This is a genomic window from Citrobacter sp. CK206, assembly GCF_030333125.1.
Lineage (GTDB): Bacteria > Pseudomonadota > Gammaproteobacteria > Enterobacterales > Enterobacteriaceae > Citrobacter_B > Citrobacter_B koseri.
The window spans coordinates 97,104-122,048 of the sequence record NZ_JAOWGM010000020.1 but is presented as its reverse complement, the minus strand read 5'-3'; the positions used below and the strand labels follow the sequence as shown (position 1 = coordinate 122,048).

The 24,945-nt window shown below is 54.2% G+C and carries 23 protein-coding genes; 13 read left to right on the top strand and 10 right to left on the bottom strand.

Annotated elements, in window-relative coordinates; translation table 11 throughout:
• Positions 1 to 17 precede the first annotated feature (17 nt).
• The 9 genes from murC to mutT all read left to right on the top strand — a co-directional run bounded on the left by murC (position 18) and on the right by mutT (position 10,848).
• Positions 18 to 1,490: a UDP-N-acetylmuramate--L-alanine ligase gene (murC, locus tag OGX81_RS01360; RefSeq protein WP_104869082.1), complete on the top strand. Its 1,473-nt coding sequence runs from the start codon at positions 18 to 20 to the stop codon at positions 1,488 to 1,490.
• Positions 1,483 to 2,403, top strand: a complete 921-nt coding sequence (locus OGX81_RS01355; RefSeq protein WP_104869081.1) for a D-alanine--D-alanine ligase — start codon at positions 1,483 to 1,485, stop codon at positions 2,401 to 2,403. Before murC ends, OGX81_RS01355 begins: the two co-directional genes overlap by 8 nt.
• A gap of 1 nt (position 2,404) precedes the next feature.
• Complete coding sequence (gene ftsQ / locus OGX81_RS01350) at positions 2,405 to 3,235, top strand: cell division protein FtsQ (RefSeq protein WP_012134069.1); 831 nt, start codon at positions 2,405 to 2,407, stop codon at positions 3,233 to 3,235.
• Entirely contained in the window at positions 3,232 to 4,494 is a 1,263-nt protein-coding gene (ftsA, locus tag OGX81_RS01345; RefSeq protein WP_003018755.1) for a cell division protein FtsA, read from the top strand. Before ftsQ ends, ftsA begins: the two co-directional genes overlap by 4 nt.
• A 61-nt stretch (positions 4,495 to 4,555) precedes the next feature.
• Positions 4,556 to 5,707 carry a cell division protein FtsZ gene (ftsZ, locus tag OGX81_RS01340; protein WP_004857884.1) on the top strand — a complete coding sequence of 384 codons (1,152 nt, stop codon included), beginning with the start codon at positions 4,556 to 4,558 and terminating at the stop codon, positions 5,705 to 5,707.
• Positions 5,708 to 5,807: 100 nt separating this feature from the next.
• Complete coding sequence (gene lpxC, locus OGX81_RS01335; protein WP_012134068.1) at positions 5,808 to 6,725, top strand: UDP-3-O-acyl-N-acetylglucosamine deacetylase; 918 nt, start codon at positions 5,808 to 5,810, stop codon at positions 6,723 to 6,725.
• A 401-nt stretch (positions 6,726 to 7,126) separates the two neighbouring features.
• On the top strand, positions 7,127 to 7,633 hold the full coding sequence (gene secM, locus OGX81_RS01330) for a secA translation cis-regulator SecM (protein ID WP_058668568.1): 507 nt from the start codon (positions 7,127 to 7,129) through the stop codon (positions 7,631 to 7,633).
• 61 nt (positions 7,634 to 7,694) lie between these two features.
• Positions 7,695 to 10,400, top strand: a complete 2,706-nt coding sequence (gene secA, locus OGX81_RS01325; protein WP_047458916.1) for a preprotein translocase subunit SecA — start codon at positions 7,695 to 7,697, stop codon at positions 10,398 to 10,400.
• Between the two features lie 58 nt (positions 10,401 to 10,458).
• The gene (gene mutT / locus OGX81_RS01320) at positions 10,459 to 10,848 is read left to right on the top strand and encodes an 8-oxo-dGTP diphosphatase MutT (protein ID WP_049010061.1); all 390 of its coding nucleotides are present in this window, start codon (positions 10,459 to 10,461) and stop codon (positions 10,846 to 10,848) included.
• A 95-nt stretch (positions 10,849 to 10,943) separates the two neighbouring features.
• Here the strand turns inward: mutT and yacG are convergent, their stop codons facing one another.
• Genes yacG through coaE form a run of 3 tightly spaced genes read right to left on the bottom strand, consistent with a single transcriptional unit; the run spans position 10,944 to position 12,511 of the window.
• On the bottom strand, positions 10,944 to 11,138 hold the full coding sequence (yacG, locus tag OGX81_RS01315; RefSeq protein WP_047458910.1) for a DNA gyrase inhibitor YacG: 195 nt from the start codon (positions 11,136 to 11,138) through the stop codon (positions 10,944 to 10,946).
• A gap of 9 nt (positions 11,139 to 11,147) precedes the next feature.
• The gene (zapD, locus tag OGX81_RS01310; RefSeq protein WP_012134063.1) at positions 11,148 to 11,891 is read right to left on the bottom strand and encodes a cell division protein ZapD; all 744 of its coding nucleotides are present in this window, start codon (positions 11,889 to 11,891) and stop codon (positions 11,148 to 11,150) included.
• The gene (gene coaE / locus OGX81_RS01305; protein ID WP_104869080.1) at positions 11,891 to 12,511 is read right to left on the bottom strand and encodes a dephospho-CoA kinase; all 621 of its coding nucleotides are present in this window, start codon (positions 12,509 to 12,511) and stop codon (positions 11,891 to 11,893) included. Before coaE ends, zapD begins: the two co-directional genes overlap by 1 nt.
• Before the next feature lie 225 nt (positions 12,512 to 12,736).
• Here coaE and OGX81_RS01300 point away from each other — a divergent pair, with 225 nt between their 5' ends.
• The gene (locus OGX81_RS01300) at positions 12,737 to 13,780 is read left to right on the top strand and encodes a GMP reductase (protein ID WP_012134060.1); all 1,044 of its coding nucleotides are present in this window, start codon (positions 12,737 to 12,739) and stop codon (positions 13,778 to 13,780) included.
• A gap of 33 nt (positions 13,781 to 13,813) precedes the next feature.
• On the opposite strand, the gene hofC is transcribed toward OGX81_RS01300, so the two are convergent.
• The 4 genes from hofC to nadC form a co-directional block, all read right to left on the bottom strand.
• Positions 13,814 to 15,016 carry a protein transport protein HofC gene (hofC, locus tag OGX81_RS01295; protein WP_104869079.1) on the bottom strand — a complete coding sequence of 401 codons (1,203 nt, stop codon included), beginning with the start codon at positions 15,014 to 15,016 and terminating at the stop codon, positions 13,814 to 13,816.
• Positions 15,006 to 16,391, bottom strand: coding sequence for a type II secretion system protein GspE (gene gspE / locus OGX81_RS01290; RefSeq protein ID WP_104869078.1), 1,386 nt, complete (start codon positions 16,389 to 16,391; stop codon positions 15,006 to 15,008). Before gspE ends, hofC begins: the two co-directional genes overlap by 11 nt.
• A 10-nt stretch (positions 16,392 to 16,401) precedes the next feature.
• Positions 16,402 to 16,839 carry a prepilin peptidase-dependent pilin gene (ppdD, locus tag OGX81_RS01285; RefSeq protein ID WP_104869077.1) on the bottom strand — a complete coding sequence of 146 codons (438 nt, stop codon included), beginning with the start codon at positions 16,837 to 16,839 and terminating at the stop codon, positions 16,402 to 16,404.
• A 300-nt stretch (positions 16,840 to 17,139) separates the two neighbouring features.
• Positions 17,140 to 18,033: a carboxylating nicotinate-nucleotide diphosphorylase gene (nadC, locus tag OGX81_RS01280; protein ID WP_104869076.1), complete on the bottom strand. Its 894-nt coding sequence runs from the start codon at positions 18,031 to 18,033 to the stop codon at positions 17,140 to 17,142.
• A gap of 87 nt (positions 18,034 to 18,120) precedes the next feature.
• Here nadC and ampD point away from each other — a divergent pair, with 87 nt between their 5' ends.
• The gene (gene ampD, locus OGX81_RS01275; protein WP_012134055.1) at positions 18,121 to 18,684 is read left to right on the top strand and encodes a 1,6-anhydro-N-acetylmuramyl-L-alanine amidase AmpD; all 564 of its coding nucleotides are present in this window, start codon (positions 18,121 to 18,123) and stop codon (positions 18,682 to 18,684) included.
• Positions 18,681 to 19,535 (top strand): beta-lactamase regulator AmpE, encoded by an 855-nt coding sequence (gene ampE / locus OGX81_RS01270; RefSeq protein ID WP_012134054.1) that lies wholly within the window; start codon positions 18,681 to 18,683, stop codon positions 19,533 to 19,535. The genes ampD and ampE overlap by 4 nt, the downstream gene beginning before the upstream one ends.
• Before the next feature lie 98 nt (positions 19,536 to 19,633).
• Here ampE and OGX81_RS01265 read toward each other — a convergent pair whose 3' ends face one another.
• From OGX81_RS01265 to aroP, 3 genes are all read right to left on the bottom strand, one after another.
• Entirely contained in the window at positions 19,634 to 20,584 is a 951-nt protein-coding gene (locus OGX81_RS01265) for a glycoside hydrolase family 43 protein (protein WP_104869075.1), read from the bottom strand.
• The gene (locus tag OGX81_RS01260; RefSeq protein ID WP_101744240.1) at positions 20,584 to 21,990 is read right to left on the bottom strand and encodes a glycoside-pentoside-hexuronide (GPH):cation symporter; all 1,407 of its coding nucleotides are present in this window, start codon (positions 21,988 to 21,990) and stop codon (positions 20,584 to 20,586) included. The genes OGX81_RS01265 and OGX81_RS01260 overlap by 1 nt, the downstream gene beginning before the upstream one ends.
• A 155-nt stretch (positions 21,991 to 22,145) precedes the next feature.
• Entirely contained in the window at positions 22,146 to 23,519 is a 1,374-nt protein-coding gene (gene aroP, locus OGX81_RS01255) for an aromatic amino acid transporter AroP (RefSeq protein WP_286487493.1), read from the bottom strand.
• A 539-nt stretch (positions 23,520 to 24,058) separates the two neighbouring features.
• On the opposite strand from aroP, the gene pdhR reads away from it, so the two are divergent.
• Entirely contained in the window at positions 24,059 to 24,823 is a 765-nt protein-coding gene (pdhR, locus tag OGX81_RS01250; protein WP_012134049.1) for a pyruvate dehydrogenase complex transcriptional repressor PdhR, read from the top strand.
• The last annotated feature ends 122 nt before the right edge of the window (positions 24,824 to 24,945 follow it).

The following is a 24,945-nucleotide window of genomic DNA, read 5'->3' as shown; positions in this document are numbered from 1 at the left end:
AGTGAATGGCGTAAAGAATGAATACACAACAACTGGCAAAACTGCGTTCCATCGTGCCCGAAATGCGTCGCGTTCGGCACATCCACTTTGTCGGCATCGGTGGTGCCGGTATGGGCGGTATTGCCGAAGTTCTGGCCAATGAAGGGTATCAGATCAGTGGTTCTGATTTAGCGCCGAATCCGGTTACGCAGCAACTGGCGAGCCTCGGCGCCACCATTTTCTTCAATCATCGCCCGGAAAACGTGCGCGATGCGAGCGTGGTGGTGGTTTCCAGTGCGATCTCTGCGGATAACCCGGAGATTGTCGCGGCGCATGAAGCGCGTATTCCGGTGATCCGTCGCGCGGAGATGCTGGCGGAGTTAATGCGTTTTCGTCACGGCATCGCCATTGCCGGGACGCACGGTAAAACAACGACCACCGCGATGGTCTCCAGCATTTACGCGGAAGCGGGGCTGGACCCGACCTTCGTCAACGGTGGGCTGGTGAAAGCGGCGGGTGTGCATGCGCGTTTAGGCCACAGCCGTTATCTGATTGCGGAAGCGGATGAGAGCGATGCGTCGTTCCTGCATCTGCAACCGATGGTGGCGATTGTCACCAATATTGAAGCCGACCATATGGATACTTACCAGGGCGACTTCGAAAATTTGAAGCAGACCTTTATTAATTTCCTGCACAATTTGCCGTTTTATGGTCGTGCAGTGATGTGTGTTGACGATCCGGTGATCCGCGAGCTGCTGCCGCGCGTGGGCCGTCAGACCACAACTTATGGTTTTAGCGACGACGCTGACGTGCGTGTGGAAGAGTACCAGCAGGTTGGGCCGCAGGGGCATTTTACGCTGCTGCGTCAGGATAAACCTGCAATGCAGGTGACGCTGAATGCGCCGGGCCGCCACAATGCGCTGAACGCGGCGGCTGCCGTGGCGGTGGCGACCGAAGAAGGGATTGACGACGAGGCGATTCTGCGCGCGCTGGAAAGCTTCCAGGGCACCGGGCGTCGCTTCGATTTCCTCGGTGAATTCCCGCTTGAGCCGGTAAACGGTAAAGCAGGGACGGCGATGCTGGTCGATGATTACGGCCATCATCCAACGGAAGTTGACGCCACCATTAAGGCCGCGCGTGCAGGCTGGCCGGATAAAAATCTGGTGATGGTTTTCCAGCCGCACCGCTTCACGCGTACGCGCGATCTGTACGACGATTTCGCCAACGTGCTGACGCAGGTTGACGCGCTGTTAATGCTGGATGTTTACGCCGCAGGCGAAGCGCCAATTCCGGGAGCGGACAGCCGTTCGCTGTGCCGTACGATTCGCGGTCGCGGTAAAATTGACCCGATTCTGGTCTCCGATCCGGCGCAGGTTGCGCAAATGCTGGCGCCGGTATTAACCGGTAATGATTTGATTTTGGTGCAAGGCGCGGGAAATATCGGCAAAATTGCGCGCACCTTAGCTGAAATCAAACTGAAGCCGCAAGCCCAGGAGGAGCAACATGGCTGATAAAATCGCGGTCCTGTTGGGTGGAACCTCCGCCGAACGTGATGTTTCGCTGAATTCCGGCGCGGCGGTGCTGGCCGGGTTACGCGAAGGCGGCGTGGATGCGCATCCGATCGATCCGAAAGAGGTCGATGTCACCCTGCTGAAATCAATGGGTTTTCAGAAGGTGTTTATTGCGTTGCATGGTCGCGGCGGCGAAGATGGCACGCTGCAAGGGATGCTGGATCTGATTGGCCTGCCCTATACCGGCAGCGGGGTGATGGCTTCAGCAATCTCAATGGATAAACTGCGCAGCAAATTGCTGTGGCAGGGCGCCGGATTACCGGTTGCGCCGTGGGTGGCATTGACGCGCGCTGAGTTTGAAAAAGGGCTTAGCGACGACGCGCTAATGCGAATTTCTGCGCTGGGTTTGCCGCTGATTGTGAAGCCGAGCCGTGAAGGTTCCAGCGTCGGCATGTCGAAAGTGGTAGAAGAAAATGCTTTGCAGGCAGCATTAGCATTGGCTTTTCAGCATGATGAAGAAGTACTGATTGAGAAATGGCTCAGTGGCCCGGAATTTACGGTTGCGATACTCGGTGAAGAAATTTTACCGTCAATTCGTATCCAACCCGCCGGAACCTTCTATGATTATGAGGCGAAGTATCTCTCTGATGAGACACAATATTTCTGCCCGGCAGGTCTGGAAGAGGAACAAGAGGCTATTTTGCAGACATTGGTCCTGAAAGCGTGGACCGCGTTGGGTTGCAAAGGATGGGGCCGCATTGACGTCATGCTGGACAGCGATGGCCAGTTTTATCTGCTGGAAGCGAATACCTCGCCGGGTATGACCAGCCACAGTCTGGTGCCGATGGCGGCGCGTCAGGCGGGCATGAGCTTCTCGCAGTTGGTGGTACGAATTCTGGAGTTGGCGGACTGATATGTCGCAGGCTGCGCTGAACACGCGAAACAGTGATGAAGAGGTGTCTTCTTCACGGCGCAATAATGGAACGCGTCTTGCAGGAATACTGTTCCTGCTGACGGTGCTCTGCACCGTGTTTGTCAGCGGCTGGGTTGTGTTGGGCTGGATGGAAGACGCGCAGCGTTTGCCGTTGTCGAAACTGGTGTTGACCGGCGAGCGGCATTACACGCGCAATGATGACATCCGCCAGTCGATTCTGGCGTTGGGCGCGCCGGGTACGTTTATGACTCAGGATGTGAACATTATCCAGAGCCAGATAGAGCGTTTACCGTGGATTAAACAGGCCAGCGTCAGAAAGCAATGGCCTGATGAATTGAAGATTCATCTGGTTGAATATGTGCCGATTGCGCGTTGGAATGATCAGCATATGGTTGATGCCGAAGGCAATACCTTCAGCGTACCGGCAGAGCGAACCAGTAAACAGGTATTACCCATGTTGTATGGCCCGGAAGGCAGCGCGAGTGAAGTGTTGCAGGGGTATCGCGATATGGGGCAGGTGCTGGCTAAGGACAGATTCACCCTGAAGGAAGCGGCAATGACCGCGCGTCGTTCCTGGCAGTTGACGCTGAATAACGATATTAAGCTCAACCTCGGCAGGGGCGATACGATGAAACGTTTGGCTCGCTTTGTAGAACTTTATCCGGTTTTACAGCAGCAGGCGCAAACCGATGGCAAACGGATAAGCTACGTTGATTTGCGTTATGACTCGGGGGCGGCAGTAGGGTGGGCACCCTTACCTCCAGAGGAATCTAATCAGCAACAGAATCAGGCACAGGCAGAACAACAATGATCAAGGCGACGGACAGAAAACTGGTAGTAGGACTGGAGATTGGCACCGCGAAGGTTGCCGCTTTAGTAGGGGAAGTTCTGCCCGACGGTATGGTCAATATCATTGGCGTGGGCAGTTGCCCGTCGCGAGGTATGGATAAAGGCGGGGTGAACGACCTCGAGTCAGTGGTGAAGTGCGTACAGCGCGCCATTGACCAGGCGGAGCTGATGGCGGATTGCCAGATCTCCTCGGTGTATCTGGCGCTTTCTGGCAAGCACATTAGCTGTCAGAATGAAATTGGTATGGTGCCGATCTCCGAAGAAGAAGTGACGCAGGAAGATGTGGAAAACGTCGTGCATACCGCGAAGTCGGTGCGCGTGCGTGATGAGCATCGTGTACTGCATGTCATTCCGCAGGAATATGCGATCGATTACCAGGAAGGCATTAAGAATCCGGTTGGCCTTTCCGGCGTGCGTATGCAGGCAAAAGTGCACTTGATCACATGCCACAACGACATGGCGAAAAACATCGTTAAAGCGGTGGAACGTTGTGGCCTGAAAGTTGACCAACTCATATTTGCCGGGTTAGCGGCCAGTTACTCCGTTTTAACGGAAGATGAACGTGAACTGGGCGTCTGCGTGGTTGATATCGGTGGTGGTACAATGGATATCGCCGTTTATACTGGCGGGGCGTTGCGCCATACCAAGGTAATCCCTTACGCAGGGAATGTCGTGACCAGCGATATCGCGTATGCCTTCGGTACGCCGCCGAGCGATGCTGAAGCCATCAAAGTGCGTCACGGCTGCGCGCTGGGCTCTATCGTCGGCAAAGACGAAAGCGTTGAAGTGCCGAGCGTGGGCGGTCGTCCGCCGCGTAGCCTGCAACGTCAGACGCTTGCGGAGGTGATTGAGCCGCGTTACACCGAGCTGCTCAACCTGGTCAACGAAGAGATTTTGCAATTACAGGAACAGCTTCGCCAGCAGGGTGTGAAACATCATCTGGCGGCGGGGATTGTATTAACCGGCGGCGCGGCGCAAATTGAAGGTCTTGCTGCCTGTGCTCAGCGCGTGTTCCATACGCAAGTGCGTATTGGCGCGCCGCTGAATATTACCGGACTGACGGATTATGCCCAGGAGCCGTACTACTCAACGGCGGTGGGGCTGCTTCACTACGGGAAAGAGTCCCACTTAAGTGGCGAAGCGGAAGTGGAAAAACGTGTTACGGCATCAGTTGGCTCGTGGATCAAGCGACTTAATAGCTGGCTGCGAAAAGAGTTTTAATTTTTATGAGACCGGCGACTATTAACGGTCTCAGGCGACAGGCACAAAACGGAGAGAAACTATGTTTGAACCTATGGAACTGACCAACGACGCGGTGATTAAAGTCATCGGCGTCGGTGGCGGCGGCGGTAATGCCGTTGAACACATGGTGCGCGAGCGCATCGAAGGTGTTGAATTCTTCGCGGTGAATACCGACGCTCAGGCGTTGCGTAAGACTGCGGTTGGGCAGACCATTCAGATTGGTAGCGGCATCACCAAAGGTCTGGGCGCGGGTGCAAACCCGGAAGTCGGTCGCAATGCGGCGGACGAAGATCGTGAAGCACTGCGTGCAGCGCTTGACGGCGCAGACATGGTGTTTATCGCAGCAGGCATGGGCGGCGGTACCGGTACCGGTGCAGCGCCAGTGGTTGCGGAAGTGGCAAAAGATTTAGGTATCCTGACCGTTGCCGTGGTGACGAAGCCTTTCAACTTCGAAGGCAAGAAGCGCATGGCATTTGCGGAGCAGGGTATTACTGAGCTGTCCAAACATGTGGACTCGCTGATCACCATCCCGAACGACAAACTGCTGAAAGTGCTGGGACGCGGTATCTCCCTGCTGGATGCGTTTGGCGCGGCGAACGACGTGCTGAAAGGCGCGGTTCAGGGTATCGCTGAGCTGATTACCCGCCCGGGTCTGATGAACGTCGACTTTGCAGACGTGCGCACCGTGATGTCCGAAATGGGCTACGCGATGATGGGCTCCGGCGTGGCAAGCGGTGAAGACCGTGCGGAAGAAGCGGCAGAAATGGCGATCTCTTCTCCGCTGCTGGAAGATATCGATCTGTCTGGCGCGCGCGGCGTGCTGGTTAACATCACTGCGGGCTTCGACCTGCGTCTGGATGAGTTCGAAACCGTCGGTAACACCATCCGTGCTTTTGCGTCGGATAACGCGACCGTGGTTATCGGTACTTCTCTGGACCCGGATATGAACGACGAACTGCGCGTCACCGTTGTGGCAACCGGTATTGGTATGGACAAGCGTCCTGAAATCACCCTGGTGACCAACAAACAGGTACAGCAGCCGGTGATGGATCGTTACCAGCAGCACGGCATGGCGCCGCTGACGCAAGAGCAGAAGCCGGTCGCAAAAGTGGTGAACGACAATACGCCGCAAACGGCAAAAGAACCGGATTATCTGGATATCCCTGCGTTCCTGCGTAAGCAAGCCGATTAAGAATTGGCTGGAATTTGGGATTCACGGCTCTTTGTGCTAAACTGGCCCACCGAATGTATAGTACACTTCGGTTGGATAGGTAATTTGGCGAGATTATACGATGATCAAACAAAGGACACTTAAACGTATCGTTCAGGCGACAGGTGTCGGTTTACATACCGGCAAGAAAGTCACCCTGACCTTACGCCCTGCGCCGGCCAACACCGGGGTCATCTATCGTCGCACCGACTTGAATCCACCGGTAGATTTCCCGGCCGATGCCAAATCTGTGCGTGATACCATGCTCTGTACGTGTCTGGTCAACGAGCATGATGTACGGATTTCAACCGTAGAGCACCTTAACGCTGCTCTGGCGGGTCTGGGTATCGATAATATCGTTATCGAAGTCGATGCGCCGGAAATCCCGATCATGGATGGCAGTGCTGCTCCGTTTGTCTACCTGCTGCTTGATGCGGGTATTGATGAGCTGAACTGCGCCAAAAAATTTGTACGCATCAAAGAGACGGTTCGCGTCGAAGATGGCGATAAGTGGGCTGAATTTAAGCCGTACAATGGTTTTACGTTGGATTTCACCATCGACTTTAACCATCCGGCGATTGATTCCAGCAGCCAGCGCTATGCGATGAACTTCTCTGCGGACGCGTTCATGCGCCAGATCAGCCGTGCGCGTACCTTCGGTTTCATGCGTGATATCGAATATTTGCAGTCCCGTGGCCTGTGCCTGGGCGGCAGCTTCGATTGTGCCATCGTTGTTGACGATTATCGCGTACTGAACGAAGACGGTCTGCGTTTTGAAGACGAATTTGTTCGTCACAAAATGCTCGACGCGATCGGTGATTTGTTCATGTGTGGTCACAACATTATTGGTGCGTTTACCGCGTATAAGTCCGGTCACGCATTGAATAACAAACTGTTGCAGGCTGTCCTGGCGAAACAGGAAGCCTGGGAATATGTGACCTTCCAGGACGACGCAGAACTGCCGTTGGCTTTCAAAGCGCCTTCGACTGTACTGGCATAATAGCTATACACAAAATCATTCAAGTTGCATCAAGACGGCAACTGAGCGAATTCCCAGGAACGTACAACCAGTACGTGACTGGGGTGAGAGAAGGCAGCCAACAAAGAGGCAGCTTGAAGGATGAAGTGTATACCTGTCGCATAAATTCGACTGGTTAATCTGGCACCCTCTCCGGCCAGGTAAGCCAGTCGTTTTTTTATCTCTTCCGTCCGGCGTTTGCCTTCGCCTTTTTCTCTGCCGCTGAACCGAAATACAGTGCGTTCGCTGCTTTCTTAAGCATTTTTATCCTCAGCGCCATGTCATTACTGCTGTAGAGCGTACGCTTTAATGGTAAGATTTGTGCGCAAAAAACGTTTTGAATTCGTAAGCCCACATGCCGGGCATATCAGGGTGGCAATGACGTGAGTGGAATACTGACGCGCTGGCGACAGTTAGGTAGACGGTACTTCTGGCCGCATCTCTTATTGGGGATGGTCGCGGCTAGCTTTGGTCTGCCCGCTCTCAGTAACGCAGCCGAGCCTAATACGCCGGCGAAAGCGACCGCCAGTAATCACGATCAATCCGCTAAGGTTAACTTCAGCCAGCTCGCGCTGCTGGAGGCGAGTAACCGCCGCCCGAATTTTACCGTCGACTACTGGCATCAGCATGCGATTCGCACGGTTATCCGCCATCTCTCTTTTGCCATGGCGCCGCAAACGCTGCCGGTTGCTGAAGAGTCTTCGCCACTTCAGGCGCACCATATTGCGTTACTGAACACGCTCAGCGCGATGCTGACGCAGGAAGGCACACCGCCAACGATTGTACGTCGCGTCGCCCGTGCGCACTTTACGCCTCAGGCCTCATTTAGCGTTCCCGCCTGGATAAGTCAGGCGCAGGGAATCCGCGCTGGCCCTCAACGCCTCAGCTAAAAACAAAAAACCTTCAATTAATTATAGAGACTCCGCATCGCGGGGCGTTTGAGATTTTATTATGCTAATCAAATTGTTAACCAAAGTATTCGGTAGTCGTAACGATCGTACCTTGCGTCGTATGCGTAAAGCGGTCGGCATCATCAATGCCATGGAACCGGAGATGGAAAAACTCTCTGATGACGAACTGAAAGGGAAAACGGCAGAGTTTCGCGCGCGTCTGGAGAAAGGCGAAAGCGTTGAAAGCCTGATCCCGGAAGCGTTCGCTGTGGTTCGTGAAGCGAGTAAGCGCGTATTCGGCATGCGTCACTTTGACGTCCAGTTGCTGGGCGGTATGGTGCTGAACGATCGCTGTATCGCGGAAATGCGTACCGGTGAAGGTAAAACCCTGACCGCAACGCTGCCTGCTTACCTGAACGCATTAAGCGGTAAGGGCGTACACGTCGTCACAGTGAACGACTATCTGGCGCAACGTGATGCTGAAAACAACCGCCCGCTGTTTGAATTCCTCGGGATGAGCGTCGGTATTAACCTGCCGGGCATGCCTGCCCCAGCAAAACGTGAAGCTTACGCCGCCGACATCACTTACGGCACCAACAACGAATACGGCTTTGACTACCTGCGCGATAACATGGCGTTCAGCCCGGAAGAGCGCGTACAGCGTAAGCTGCACTATGCGCTGGTGGATGAGGTCGACTCCATCCTGATCGATGAAGCGCGTACGCCGCTGATCATTTCCGGCCCGGCTGAAGACAGCTCGGAAATGTACAAGAAAGTAAACAAGATCATCCCGCACCTGATTCGCCAGGAGAAAGAAGACTCTGATACCTTCCAGGGCGAAGGCCACTTCTCCGTTGATGAGAAAGCGCGTCAGGTCAACCTGACGGAACGCGGTCTGGTGCTGATCGAAGAACTGCTGGTGAAAGAAGGCATTATGGATGAAGGCGAGTCCCTGTACTCTCCGGGCAACATCATGCTGATGCATCACGTAACCGCCGCGCTGCGCGCGCACGCGCTGTTTACCCGCGACGTGGATTACATCGTTAAAGATGGCGAAGTGATCATCGTTGACGAACACACCGGTCGTACCATGCAGGGTCGCCGCTGGTCCGACGGTCTGCACCAGGCTGTGGAAGCGAAAGAAGGCGTGGAAATCCAGAACGAGAACCAGACGCTGGCATCCATCACCTTCCAGAACTACTTCCGTCTGTATGAGAAACTGGCCGGTATGACCGGTACCGCAGATACCGAAGCGTTCGAATTCAGCTCCATCTATAAGCTGGATACCGTTGTGGTTCCGACCAACCGTCCGATGATCCGTAAGGATATGCCGGATCTGGTCTACATGACCGAAGCGGAAAAAATTCAGGCGATCATTGAAGACATCAAAGAGCGTACCGCGAACGGCCAGCCGGTGCTGGTGGGTACGATCTCGATCGAGAAGTCTGAAGTGGTCTCTAATGAGCTGACCAAAGCGGGCATCAAGCATAACGTTCTGAACGCCAAATTCCACGCCAACGAAGCGGCGATTGTCGCGCAGGCGGGCTACCCGGCTGCGGTCACTATCGCCACCAACATGGCCGGTCGTGGTACGGACATCGTGCTGGGCGGTAGCTGGCAGGCTGAAGTGGCGGAGCTGGAAAACCCAACGCCAGAGCAGATCGCGCAGATCAAAGCGGACTGGCAGGTTCGTCATGAAGCGGTGCTGGCGTCTGGCGGTCTGCACATCATCGGCACTGAGCGTCACGAATCTCGCCGTATCGACAACCAGTTGCGTGGTCGTTCCGGTCGTCAGGGCGATGCGGGCTCTTCCCGTTTCTATCTGTCAATGGAAGATGCGCTGATGCGTATTTTTGCCTCTGACCGTGTGTCGGGCATGATGCGTAAACTGGGTATGAAACCAGGTGAAGCCATTGAGCACCCGTGGGTGACTAAAGCGATTGCCAATGCGCAGCGTAAAGTTGAAAGCCGCAACTTCGATATTCGTAAGCAACTGCTGGAATACGACGATGTCGCGAACGATCAGCGTCGCGCCATTTACACCCAGCGTAACGAACTGCTGGATGTCAGCGATGTCAGCGAAACCATCAACAGCATTCGTGAAGACGTCTTTAAAGTGACGATCGATGCGTACATTCCGCCGCAGTCGCTGGAAGAGATGTGGGATATTCCGGGTTTGCAGGAACGTCTGAAAAACGACTTCGATCTGGATATGCCAATTGCCGAGTGGCTGGATAAAGAGCCGGAGCTGCACGAAGAGACGCTGCGTGAGCGTATTCTGGCGCACTCAATCGAAGTGTATCAGCGTAAAGAAGAAGTGGTTGGCGCAGAGATGATGCGTCACTTCGAAAAAGGCGTCATGCTGCAAACTCTCGATTCGCTGTGGAAAGAGCACCTGGCGGCGATGGATTACCTGCGTCAGGGTATCCACCTGCGTGGCTATGCGCAGAAAGATCCGAAGCAGGAATACAAACGCGAGTCCTTCTCCATGTTTGCAGCAATGCTGGAATCGCTGAAGTATGAAGTGGTCAGTACGCTGAGCAAAGTTCAGGTTCGTATGCCTGAAGAAGTGGAGGCGATGGAACAACAGCGCCGCGAAGAAGCCGAACGTTTAGCGCAGATGCAGCAGCTTAGTCATCAGGATGACGACAGCGCAGCGGCGGCTGCTCTGGCAGCGCAAACGGGCGATCGTAAAGTGGGTCGTAACGATCCTTGCCCTTGCGGTTCCGGTAAAAAATACAAACAGTGCCACGGCCGTCTGAGCTAAGGTCTGAATAAAGACAATGAGGCGCAGGTGACTGCGCCTTTTTTATGGATGTAACCGTATGAAAAAACTGCAAATCGCTGTCGGGATTATTCGCAACCCGAACCACGAAATTTTTATTACCCAACGTGCGGCCGATGCTCATATGGCCAATAAACTGGAGTTTCCCGGCGGGAAAATCGAAGCGGGCGAAACGCCGGAGCAGGCGCTGATCCGGGAGTTGCAGGAAGAAGTGGGGATCACCCCGCGTGAAGCAACGCTATTTGAAAAGCTGGAATATCAGTTCCCGGACAGGCACATCACACTGTGGTTCTGGTTAGTTGATCACTGGGAAGGGGAGCCGTGGGGAAAAGAGGGGCAACCGGGGCGGTGGATTGCGCAAGATGCTCTGAATGCGGAAGATTTCCCGCCCGCGAATGCGCCAGTAATTGAAAAACTGATTGCTGGCTAATGGTGTTCGTAGTTCGTAGGCCGGATAAGGCAACGCCGCCATCCGGCAAATTATGGCGGGGGCGCTGCGCTTGCCCGCCCTACGTTTTAGTTGAATTACTTCTGCTCTTCACTCCAGTCGTCGCTTTCTGACAAGTCGCCAGAGCTTGGAATACGCTTCTCTTCAGCGGCCCACTCGCCGAGATCGATCAACTGGCAGCGTTTAGAACAAAATGGACGGAACGGACTCACTTCGCCCCAGACAACGGTTTTCCCGCAGGTTGGGCAGCTAACGGTGATAGTTTCTGACATCTTTACTCCTTAACAACATGCCAGTTCGAAATCGAGGCGCTCAGGCACCAGGCCATTTTCGCTATCCAGCGGCATAAAGCGAATCGCAAAGCGGCTCTTATGCCCGGAAATTTGCGGATAGAGCTGTGAATCAAGCGCCAGTTGCAAACGCAGCAGGTCGGCATCATCGCCATTGTCCTGATAAAAACCATTCAGACTGGTTTGCTTACGGAACGGCGAGGAATTACGAATCAAATCCAGGATCAGCGTTAATGCCTGATTGAGCGGATTCAGGCTGGCGATCCAGGTTTCAACCTGCGCATCACGCTGTTCCTGCGGCAAATGCAGCCAGATATGCAGGGTCGGCAAATCAAAACTACAACAACCGCCAGGAATACTCAGGCGCTGACGAACCAGAGCAATCAGGCGATCTTCACGTAACTGCTGCCCGATACGCGGAGCAGAAATCAGAATGCTGCCCGCCGTCTTCAATTGCTGGCGCAGAGCCTCAATTCGACTCTGGTCAACCCCCGGCACTTCAACCCAGGCCTGAAGTTTGCGCTGCTGACGCTCAAGCTCTTTTAGCAACTCGGTCCGCACTTCACCACGTTCGAACACATCCAGCAAATCCCCGATGTTACGGAAAAAATGCAGAGCGTCCGCATGATCTGCAAGGGGCAAATTGACGGAGAGTTGCTGAATCAGAAACTCAATGCGCAACCATGTACGCATCTTCTCATTGAGAGGGTGTTCAAAAAGGACCTGGGTGTGCATTACGGTTTTTCCTGTGAGACAAACTGCGACGCAAGCTGTAAATAGCGCGCGTGCAGGCGGGCAACATCCGACGCGATAGCGTCCGGTGCGCCATTATTATCAATAACATCATCTGCCACGGCAAGGCGTGCTTCACGCGTTGCCTGGGCAGCCAGAATTTGTTCAACATGTTCACGCGTCACATCATCGCGCTGCATGGTCCGCAAGAGCTGCGTTTCGGGCGTCACGTCGATCACCAGAACGCGATTGGCTTGTTTATACAGCGCATTTTCGACGAGCAGGGGCACAACCCATAGCACGTAAGGGGACGTTGCCTGCTGAAACTGACGCCGGGTTTCCTGCTGAATTAACGGATGGAGCAGGGCATTCAGCCAGGATTTCTCTTCAGGACTGGCAAAGATACGTTCGCGCAACATCCGACGTTGTAGCGAACCGTCTGGCGCGATAAGTGCAGAACCAAAATGTTCAGCGATCGCCATAAGGGCGGGTTGACCGGGTTCAACCACCTGACGCGCAATAATATCGGCGTCGATAACGTTTATTCCGAGGTCAGCGAATGCATTCGCAACGGTGCTTTTACCACTGCCAATGCCGCCGGTTAAGGCTACTGTATACCTCATAAGTCCAGATCCTGGGATTTAGGTTTGATAATCAAATGGTTAAAAGTTGAGCGCACGAAGGCGATATTACTGTAGGCATTATCTACTATTCGCCAGGTAAATTTATGGGATTGTAGCGTAAAAAAAGAGAATTTCGCAGTCTTGCGCAAGCCTGATTAGTGCGTATGATAACGTCACTGGAGTTGTGAGTTTCGCTTTTTTGCCATTAACCCCAGGAATCTGCACATGCGTATCGAAGAAGATCTGAAATTAGGTTTCAAAGACGTTCTTATCCGCCCTAAACGCTCTACCCTCAAAAGTCGTTCTGATGTTGAACTGGAACGTCAATTCACCTTTAAACATTCAGGTCAGACCTGGTCCGGCGTGCCGATTATCGCGGCCAATATGGACACCGTCGGGACTTTCGAGATGGCAAGCGCTCTGGCATCGTTCGACATTCTGACTGCCGTACATAAGCACTATTCCGTTGAGGACTGGAACGCCTTCACCAGTACCGCCTCTGAGGATGTTCTCAGGCATGTGATGGTTTCAACAGGTACCTCCGATGCTGATTTCGAAAAAACCAAACAGATTCTGGCGCAGAGCCCGGCACTGAACTTTGTTTGTATTGATGTGGCAAATGGTTACTCCGAACACTTCGTGCAGTTTGTTTCAAAGGCGCGTGAAGCATGGCCGACAAAAACCATTTGTGCCGGTAACGTGGTGACCGGTGAAATGTGTGAAGAGTTGGTTCTCTCCGGCGCGGATATTGTAAAAGTCGGGATTGGTCCTGGCTCCGTATGTACCACGCGTGTGAAAACTGGCGTGGGCTATCCGCAGCTTTCTGCGGTGATTGAATGCGCCGATGCCGCGCATGGTCTGGGCGGTATGATTGTCAGCGATGGCGGTTGCACCATGCCTGGCGATGTCGCAAAAGCGTTCGGCGGCGGCGCAGATTTCGTGATGCTGGGCGGTATGCTGGCAGGCCATGAAGAAAGCGGCGGTAAAATTGTTGAAGAGAATGGCGAGAAATTTATGCTGTTCTATGGCATGAGTTCTGAATCCGCTATGACCCGTCACGTTGGCGGCGTTGCGCAATATCGTGCAGCAGAAGGGAAAACCGTTAAGCTGCCGCTGCGTGGCCCGGTGGAATACACCGCGCGTGATATCCTCGGCGGCCTGCGTTCAGCCTGTACCTACGTTGGCGCCTCCCGTCTGAAAGAGCTGACGAAACGCACGACGTTTATTCGGGTACAGGAACAAGAAAACCGCGTTTTCAATAGCCTGTAATCCCCTGCGCTGGCGCAGCACAATGCGCCAGCATTATCCCATACCGCTCATTGCATCCCCCAGATGGAAAACGGGCAAATACATTGCCACGACCAACGTACCAATAATGACCCCTGTGATAACAAGCAAGGCGGGTTCCAGTAGCGCCGCCAGGTTATCCGCCAGCGATAGCGTATTCTCACCGTGGTGCCGGGCAAGGTTATGCAACATTGCATCCAGCGCGCCGGAAGTTTCACCGGTCATGACCAACTGTATGCACAATGGGCTGAACTCACCGGCATTTTTAAGCGCCTGCCAGACCGGCTTTCCGGCATGAATATCGCGATGAACCTGAGCTAAACGCTGAGACCAGTAAGGGCAATTCAGGGTTTCTGCGACACTTTCCAGCCCTTGTGAAAAGGGGATTCCGGCGCGTTGCGTTAATGCCAGGATGGTGAAAATCTGCGTGAGTTTTTGGCCTCTGACCAGGCGTGCAATAACGGGACAGCGCAGCAGAAGACGCTGGCGTTGAATCTGCCAGTACGGTTTTTTTATTATTAAACCGTAGATTACCCCCATTGCGACACCGGGCAGTGCCATCAGCCAGCCCCATTGAGCACTCCACTGCGCCAGTGTGATGATGCCCTGCGTCAGTGCCGGTAACGGCGTATTGAATGTCCGGTAAATAGCGGCAAACTCTGGCAGGACAAAGTGCAGCATGGCGAAAACAACCATCACGGCCATCGTCAGAATTATGATGGGATAACGCAGCGCTTTTTTGACTTTGTCAGCAAGCTGTTTTTGGGCATTTTGCTGACGTGCCAGCTCAAGGCAGCATTCATCGAGTTTTCCGGTAAGCTCCCCGGTACGGATCATCGCCTGATAGAGTGGAGGAAAGACCTGCGGCCATTGCGCCAGCGCGGAAGAAAGCGGGGTGCCTTGCTCCAGGTTATGGGCCAGCGTTTGCAGCAGCGCCTGCCATTGTCGACTGGGATGCTGCCCGGCAAGCAATGTCAGTCCTTCGGAAAGCGTAAGCCCCGCTTTGAGAAGCGTCGCCAGTTGGTGGACGATCTCCGCGCTTTGCTCTGCGCGCCAGTGTGCCGCTTTAATGCTCAAGCGTTTTGCGCGTATCGGCATGATGTGCTGATGCTCCAGAGCAACGAGCAGTGCGGCACGATCGTCAGCCCATAAGGCCCCCTCTTCCGAATGGCCCGTGGCGTTAATCCCTTGCCAGCGCCAAAGCTGTTTAGCTGACATGGGGTAGCCCCAGAACGCGCAGGAGTTCTTCAAAGGTCGTCAATCCTTGTTCAACCGCATGACAGCCGTTCTCAAAAAGCGTACTCATCCCTTCCTGTCGGGCGCAGGACTCCAGCGCCTCAACGGTTGCATTGTTGATAAGCAACTGTCGCAATGCGGGCGTAACAGGTAAAACCTCGAAGAGTGCGGTACGCCCATAAAATCCGTGGTAGCAACGTTCGCAACCGGGTGCTTGCCAGCGGGGAAGCGTGGTAGGCCATAGCGCGGCGGGAAGTGAGACAGACTCTGCGGCAAGATGACGGCAGTACGGACATAATTTTCTGACCAGTCGCTGGGCGACGACCAGCGTCAGGGCGGATGAGATCATCCAACGCGCGACGCCCATCTGTTGTAAACGTATCAGCGTTTCACTGGTGGAGTTGGTGTGCAGCGTGGACAGCACCAGGTGGCCGGTTTGCGCGGCTTTAATCGCAATTTCTGCCGTTTCGCCATCACGGATTTCGCCCACCATTATAATGTCGGGGTCCTGACGCAGCAGCGCGCGTAATACGCTCTGAAAGGTAAGTCCGGCGCGCGGATGAATTTGTGTCTGATTAAGGCCCTCGACAGGAATTTCGACCGGGTCCTCTACGCTACAGAGATTCACATCCTGGGTGTTGCGCGCCTGTAGCGCGCTGTAGAGCGTTACGGTTTTTCCACTGCCGGTAGGGCCTGTCACCAGAACCAGTCCCTGCGGTTGCCGTAGCGCCTGCATGAGCAGGGCGAGTTGCGTATCAGGCATGCCTAACGCGTTGAGATCAAGCGCCTGCTCGACCTGGTGAAGTAACCGCAGTACCACTTTCTCACCGTCCCGGCAGGGGAGGATCGCGACACGAAATGAAACCGCATTACCCGCAATCGTCACGGTAAATTGCCCGTCTTGCGGGAGTCGATGTTCGGCAATATCCAGATTGCCCAGTACCTTTAACCTTGCCGTCAGTGCCGCGCCGGTGACGGATGACACGCCGGGCAAGGCATGAAGTACGCCATCCACGCGCAGCCTGATTCGGTAGTGGTTTTCCGCAGGTTCAATGTGGATGTCGGAAGCGCGTTTTGCCTGCGCGGATTCCAGCGTCTGCTGCAAAAGTTCCGCCGCCGTGCGGCTATCGTCGGCGATGACGGCCGGGAGCATTTTCCGGGGCTTATGCATATGGCCTTCCATTTGCTGACGAGTCCAGCAGACAATGTCGATCCGCTTTGTTGTGGCAAAGTGCAGGGCGTCCAGCAGTTCATGGGACGGCGAATCCACGACAGCGACGTGAACCACCTCGTTATCGGCATCGAGCAATATTCCCTGATGACGCAGGCACAGCGCCGTAAGTTGCGTGATGTTCATCGCGTTCTCCTTAGCTGGCGTCAAAGCGGAAAACATCTTCACAGGCCTGTTGCAGCGCGCTGTCGCTCTGGATGTTGCAACTGCGTGCCCAGCCGGTGATGCCGTTGGCGTTATCCCAGTTGGGCGTCATGGTGATGCTCAGGCCGTTGAGGCTCTCCTGCCCGGTGAGCATTACCACGCCTTTTTCTATGCTCATGCCAGAGACATAGCGGGTGGTGGTCGGAGAGGGGATGCCGTTGCTGCTGGCGTCGCAGGTTGTAATGCCGCCGTGTTCCAGCGCGCAGAGTTCGACGGCGGTGCGGTAAGGAACGAATGTCTGCAACATATCCGTCAGTGCGGCTTTGCGCAGGTAGTTCTGGTAGGCCGGAATGCCGATGGCGCTCAGGATGGCGATAATGCCGATCACCACCATCAGTTCGATAAGCGTAAATCCGCGTTGTTTGTCCATTGTCTGCTCCTTGAGTTAACAGGCGCTACTTTGACAAACGTAGGGGATAATTCGCGAGCGGCAAAAATCGAAACGGGAAAGAGGATTCAGAAGATTGTTAGCGGGTTGCATAGCAAGGCAACAGGTTTGCGAGGCCGCTCGAAAAAATGTGCCGGATGGCGGCGTAAACGCCTTATCCGGCCTACGGATTTACATCGTTTGTCGGCCCGATAAGCGGAGCGCCACCGGGCATTATCAGCCGGGATTTTCATCATTTGTAGGCCTGATAAGCAAAGCGCCATCGGGCATGACAATCCGGCGTTAGCGAAAACGCATGGAGAGATCGAGCGCTCTCACATGTTTGGTCAGCGCGCCAACGGAGATAAAATCCACGCCGGTTTCGGCAAATTCGCGCAGGGTTTCATCAGTGACATTGCCGGAAACTTCCAGCCGCGCCTGTCCGTTGGTGCGTTTCACCGCTTCACGCATCTGATCCGTTTCGAAGTTATCCAGCATGATGATGTCTGCGCCCGCTTTCAGCGCGTCGTCCAGCTCATCCAGATTCTCAACTTCAACTTCAACCGGCACATCAGGATGCAGCCAGAAGGCTTTCTCGACCGCCTGGCGCACTGAGCCGGAAGCGATGATGTGGTTCTCTTTAATCAGAAAGGCGTCGGAAAGCCCCAGACGGTGATTCGCGCCGCCGCCGCACAATACGGCGTATTTTAATGCGGTTCGCAGACCCGGCAGGGTTTTGCGGGTGTCCAGCAGTTGCGTTTTTGTCCCCGCCAGCAAATCAACGTATTTACGGACTTCGCTTGCGACGCCGGAAAGCGTCTGAACAAAGTTCAACGCGGTGCGCTCGCCGGTCAGCAGGATGCGAGACGGGCCGTCCAGTTCAAACAGCGGCTGGTTGGTTTTAATGCTGTCGCCGTCCTGTACGCGCCAGGTGATGCTGACATCATCGCCGGCCAGTTGAATAAAGACCTCTTCTACCCAACGTTTTCCGCAGAATACGCCATCTTCACGGGTAATCACCGTGGCGTGAGAACGGGTGTTCTCCGGTAAAAGCTGCGCGGTAATATCGTTATTTGCGTCAACTTCTCCGCCTAAATCTTCACGCAGCGCCTGGGCGACAGCGGTGGGGATATCCAGATTTATGCGTTCCAACAGCGCGTCACGTCGGTAGTCAGGGTTGTAGCGGCGAGGCGGCATGATAAAACTCCAAATTGGTAACGAATCATAAGGTAGAAACATGCTACTCTGAACCGGATAACTGCACCATATAAAAGGAGGTTCTGTATGCTGTTAGACAAGGGCTGGCTGGCGGAGGCGCGACGCGTCCCCTCTCCCCATTTTGACTGCCGCCCGGATGACGAAACCCCTTCTTTGCTGGTGGTGCACAATATCAGCCTGCCGCCGGGCGAGTTTGGCGGTCCGTGGATTGATGCGCTATTCACCGGAACACTCGATCCCGCTGCCCATCCTTTTTTTGCCGAGATTGCCCATTTGCGCGTTTCGGCACATTGTCTGATTCGCCGTGATGGCGAAATTGTGCAGTATGTCCCTTTCGATAAACGTGCCTGGCATGCGGGCGTGTCGAACTATCAGGGGCGTGAGCGCTGTAATGATTTTTCCATTGGTATCGAGCTGGAGGGAACGGACACGCTGGCTTATACCGATGCGCAGTATCAGCAACTGGCCGCCGTGACGCGCACGCTGATTGCGCTTTACCCGGCGATAGCCGACAACATGACCGGACACTGCAATATTGCGCCTGAGCGTAAAACCGATCCCGGTCCGTCTTTCGACTGGGCGAAGTTTCGCGCGCTGGTCACCGCCTCGTCACACAAGGAGATGACATGACGCTGTTTACGACATTACTGGTGCTGATTGTCGAGCGCCTGTTCAAGCTGGGTGAGCACTGGCACCTCGACCACCGACTGGAGGTCCTGTTCCGCCGGACGACGCATTTTTCGATGGTGCGTACGCTGGGGATGACGATTGTTGCGATGGCGGTGACGTTCCTGCTGCTGCGTGCGCTGGAAGGTTTACTGTTTAACGCTCCCACGCTGGTGGTCTGGATACTGATTGGTGTGTTGTGTATTGGCGCAGGGAAGGTTCGTCTGCATTATCACGCGTACCTGAACGCGGCTTCCCGTAACGATGCCCATGCCCGTGAAGCGATGGCTAACGAACTGACGCTGATCCACGGCGTGCCGCCAGACTGCAATGAACGGGAGTTTTTGCGCGAGCTGCAAAATGCGCTGCTCTGGATAAATTTCCGCTTCTATCTGGCGCCGCTGTTCTGGTTTATTGTCGGCGGCCCGTGGGGGCCGGTGACGCTGGTCGGCTATGCGTTTCTGCGCGCCTGGCAGTCCTGGCTGGCGCGTTATCAAACGCCGCATCAACGTTTGCAGTCCGGCATCGACGCGATTCTTCATGTTCTGGACTGGATTCCGGTGCGTCTGGCTGGCGTGGTTTATGCGCTGCTGGGGCATGGCGAGAAGGCGCTGCCCGCCTGGTTTGTTTCGCTGGCGGATCTGCGCACGTCTCAGTACCAGGTGTTGACGCGTCTGGCACAGTTCTCGCTGGCCCGCGAGCCGCACACGGATAAGGTCGAAACGCCGAAAGCCGCTGTTTCAATGGCGAAGAAAACGTCTCTGGCGGTGGTGGTGGCGATCGCATTTCTGACCATTTACGGAGCGCTGGTGTAATGTCGTTTTGCCGGATGGCGCTGCGCTTATCCGGCCTACGGCATCACTCATTTATAGGTTTATAGGCCCGGTAAGCGCAGCGCCGCCGGGCAACGTGCTCAGACGGTATCCGCAGGCGGGATGCCAAAATCTGGCATTCCGTTTTCGTCCCAGCGAATCAGCTTCAGGCGGGTATGACGGTTCGGATCGTACAGCGGATCGCCTTCAATCTCCGTATAATTTCGCGCATGGTAGACCAGTACATCATCGCCTTCCGGCGTTTGGGTAAAGCTGTTGTGCCCTGGCCCATACTGGCAGTTTTCATTGCTGGTGGTAAAGACCGGACGCGGTGATTTGTGCCAGTTTGCCGGGTTTTGCGGATCGGCATGCATATCAATCCACAGCAGACCCATACAGTAGTTTTCGTCGGTGGCGCTGGCGGAATAGCTGATAAACAGCTTATCGCCGTGCGTTATAACCGCAGGCCCTTCATTGACGCGAAAACCCCGGCACTCCCAGTCGTATTCCGGCTTGCTGAGCATCACCGGCGCGCCTTTGATCGTCCACGGATTTTCCAGCCCGGCAAGATAGATATTGGAATTTCCGGCGATATCCGGCGCTTTCTGCGCCCACAAATACCACTGTTTTCCCTGATGGCTAAAAGTCGTGGCATCCAGCGCGAAGGTATCAAATGGTGTTTTGACCTGACCTTTTTCTTCCCAGACGCCGCTGAGTGGGTCGGCATCTGTACACTCCAGGACAAACATGCGGTGCTGGAACATTCCCAGTTTGTCGAGCGCCTGGGTATGCGCGGCGGCGAAATAGATGTACCACTTGCCGTCGATGCGGTGAATCTCTGGCGCCCAGATAAGCTCGCACATCGGGCCGCTTTCAGGTTTACGCCAGACGACGACAGGGGAGGCGGTGCGTAAGTTTTCCAGCGAGTTTGCCTGACGGATTTCCAGCCGGTCATACTCCGGTACCGAGGCGATAAAGTAATAATGGTTGCCGTCGCGAAGGATAAACGGATCGGCGCGTTGTTCAATAAACGGGTTGGGCCAGTTTTGCATCAGGCTTTCCTTACTGTTTCAGCGACGTTAAATTGCGGGTCATCGTTGAGCTCGCGGTAGCTGGCGCGGCGTTTTTCCAGGTCCTTCTGAATCTGTTTCATCAGTTCGCGATCCACTTTCAGCAGGCGAACCACGCCGGCGGTGATCAGATAGCCGACGCCGGGGATCACCGTGAAGAGCAGAACAATACCGCCGATTGCCGTGTCGCTCTGCGCTTTGGCGCCAGCGTCGTAGCCATACCAGGATAACAGGAAACCGACCATTGCTCCGGCAATCGCCAGACCCAGTTTCAGGAAGAACAGGTTGCCGGAAAAACTGATGCCGGTGATGCGCTTGCCGGTTTTCCATTCGCCGTAGTCATCGACGTCTGCCATCAGCGACCAGTGCAGCGGGGAAGGGATCTGATGCAGGATGTTTAGCAGGAAGTAGAGCACCACGATAAGCGTAGTGGCTTTTGGATCGAAGAAGTAAAAAGCGCAGGAGAACAGCGCCAGCGCGATATTGGTCCAGAAGAAGACCTTCAGTTTGCACCAGCGGTCGGTCAGCACTTTCGCCAGCATACTGCCGATCATCATTCCCACCACGCCAAGGCTAATGAAAAGGGTAGCGAAGTGAGTGCTTTGCCCCATTACCCAGGTCACGTAATACATGGTTGCCGCCATGCGGATAAACCCCGGACAGACGTTGCACAACGTCAGCAGCAGGATGCGCACCCATTGATCGTTTTTCCATACGTCTTTGAAATCGTTCTTCATGTCATCATGGGTAGGAACGGCAGGACGAATGCGTTCACGAACGGTGGCAAAGCAGAACAGGAACATGCACATGCCGATAATCGCCAGTACGGTCATCGCCATCTGGTAGCCTTTGGCTTTATTGTCGCCGCCAAACCACTCCACCATCGGCAGCAGCGTTAATGACAACAGCAGAGTGGCAATCCCGACAAGTACAAAGCGGTATGACTGGCAGGCCACGCGCTCTTGCGGATCGTTGGTGATGACGCCGCCTAATGAGCAGTAGGGAATATTGATGGCGGTGTAGGTAATCGACAGCAGAAAATAAGTGACAAACGCATAGATAACCTTGCTGTTATATGTCCATTCCGGGGTGGTGAACATCAGGATGCTGAACAGCGCATAAGGGAAGGCAATCCACAGCAGCCAGGGACGAAATCGCCCGTATTTGCTTTGGGTACGATCGGCGATTGCGCCCATAATCGGGTCGGTAACGGCATCAATCACGCGAACGGAGAGGAGTAATACGCCGACCAGAGCGGGAGCCAGCCCAAAAATATCTGTATAAAAATAGTTAACAAACAGCATTATGGCGCCAAAGATGATGTTGCATCCGGCGTCACCCATGCCATAGCCGATTTTTTCTTTTATCGACAGCTTACCCTTTTCCATTGAAACGTCTCCCATCAGATGATGTAGAGAATTATTCTGCGCAAGCGAAGTAATTGCGTTGCAGGATAACGCCGCTGATATGGATAAAATGGCTATACAGAGGAAAATGTGAGGCAGGTTGCAACCCTCACTCTTGCAAGTGAGGGCTGTGGGGATTAATGCGCTTTAACGGTTTTTGCAGTTTTCTGTTTACACAGATAGCCTACGCCCAGAATGACAATCCACACCGGAATCAGGTAGACCGAGATGGCCATGCCTGGCGTCATCAGCATAATGACCAGCACCGCCGCCATAAACAGCAGGCAGACCCAGTTACCCAGCGGGTAGAACAGCGCCGGGAAGCGAGTTTTCACTCCCTGCTGCTGTTTGGCGCGACGGAACTTTATGTGCGCGAGGCTGATCATTGCCCAGTTGATCACCAGAGCAGAGACCACCAGCGCCATCAGCAAGCCGAATGCCGAGTTCGGCGCCATATAGTTAATCAGCACGCAGAGCGCGGTAACCAGTGCGGAAACCAGAATGGTGTTCACCGGCACGCCGCGTTTATCCACGCTTAAAAACACTTTCGGCGCGTTGCCCTGCTGAGCCAGGCCGAACAGCATACGGCTGTTGCAGTATACGCAGCTGTTATAGACGGACAGCGCCGCAGTCAGTACCACGATATTCAGCGCGTTGGCTACGAGGGTATCGCCCAGTTCGTGGAAGATCAGGACGAACGGGCTGGTATCCGCCGTTACGCGCGTCCACGGCAGCAGAGAAAGCAGCACCGCCAGCGAACCAATATAGAAAATCAAAATACGGTAGATAACCTGGTTCGTCGCTTTCGGAATGCTTTGCTCCGGGTTGTCCGCTTCCGCCGCCGTGATCCCGACCAGCTCCAGTCCACCGAAGGAAAACATGATAATCGCCATCATCATGACCAGCCCGGTGAAACCATGCGGCAGAAAGCCGCCCTGTTCCCACAGGTTACGCACGGTCGCCTGCGGGCCGCCGTTGCCGCTAAACAGCAGCCAGCCGCCGAAGAGGATCATCGCCACCACTGCGATAACTTTAATGATGGCAAACCAGAACTCCATCTCACCAAACACTTTCACGTTGGTCAGGTTGATGGCGTTGATGAGCACAAAGAAGGCCGCAGCGGAGACCCAGGTGGGGATTTCAGGCCACCAGAACTGAATGTATTTCCCGACCGCCGTCAGTTCCGCCATCGCAACCAGCACATACAGCACCCAATAGTTCCAGCCGGAAGCGAAGCCTGCAAATCCGCCCCAGTATTTATAGGCGAAGTGGCTGAACGAACCGGCAACCGGCTCTTCAACCACCATTTCACCTAACTGACGCATGATCAGAAAAGCGATAAAGCCCGCGATGGCATAACCCAGAATAATCCCTGGCCCTGCTGACTGGATAACGGATGCGCTGCCCAGAAACAGCCCGGTACCGATTGCGCCCCCCAGGGCGATTAGCTGGATATGGCGGTTTTTAAGACCGCGCTTTAGCTGCTCGCCATGCTGTTGACCTTCCATCATGAAACCTCGTGTGTGGTTATTTTTGAACTACGCAGTGACGCGTGTGTAAGTTTGCAATTCCATTTGTTGTATTAATATGTTTACGCTGATGAAATCTTAATTGTTACCGAAAGTCTTTCGTCGGCTAAAGAATAATGGTATGCGGGCGTTAATGCACCTGCTTTATGAAGGGACGATGACGAGTTGAATAAAAAGAAACCATTTGTAAATACCACCTCTCCCACCTCAAATTTTCGCTGATAAATATTTATTCATTATTTATGAATATAAAATCATTAAATAAGCGGTTGAATCGGTTCAGATAAAATTTTTCTTCGTTTCAATTACGTTAAATCTACTCCCAGGGGAGTAAATTTAACATTTGTGCATAGTTACATCTTTGAAACGTTATTTCTGTAATCTTGTTAAAATGTGCGTGGTTTACTGATTTCAATCAAAACCTGTATGGACAGAAGGTGAATACTTTGTTACTTTAGCGTCACGAACGTGAAATTGGTAAGACCAATTGACTCCGGGCAAATGGCTTAAGACAGGAAATCATGGCCTACAGCAAAATCCGCCAACCAAAACTATCCGATGTGATTGAGCAGCAGCTGGAGTTTTTAATTCTTGAGGGGACTTTGCGCCCCGGCGAAAAACTCCCACCGGAACGTGAACTGGCTAAACAGTTCGACGTCTCCCGCCCCTCTTTACGCGAGGCGATCCAACGTCTCGAAGCGAAGGGTTTGCTGCTTCGTCGCCAGGGCGGCGGAACTTTTGTGCAGAGCAGTCTGTGGCAGAGCTTTAGCGACCCACTGGTAGAACTGCTCTCCGATCATCCTGAATCCCAATTTGACCTGCTTGAGACGCGCCATGCGCTGGAAGGCATTGCCGCTTATTACGCGGCATTGCGTAGCACGGATGAAGACAAAACCCGCATTCGTGAACTCCATCATGCCATCGAGCTTGCACAACAGTCCGGCGATCTGGATGCCGAATCCGACGCGGTTCTCCAGTATCAAATCGCTGTCACCGAAGCGGCGCACAATGTGGTGCTGCTCCATCTGCTAAGGTGTATGGAGCCGATGCTGGCGCAAAACGTTCGTCAGAACTTTGAATTGCTGTATGCGCGCCGGGAGATGCTTCCGCTGGTGAGCAGTCATCGCACCCGTATTTTTGAAGCGATCATCGCCGGTAACCCGATCGATGCGCGTGAAGCGTCGCATCGTCACCTGGCGTTTATCGAAGAGATTCTCCTGGACAGAAGCCGTGAGGAAAGCCGTCGTGAACGCGCCTTACGCCGTCTGGAGCAACGAAAGAATTAGTGATTTTTCTGGCAGAACGTTAACCAGAAGATGTTGTAAATCAAGCGCAAATTATAGCGCGCGGCAACTAAACGCAGAACCTGTCTTATTGCGCTTTCTGGCGAAAGCTCAATGGGACAGGT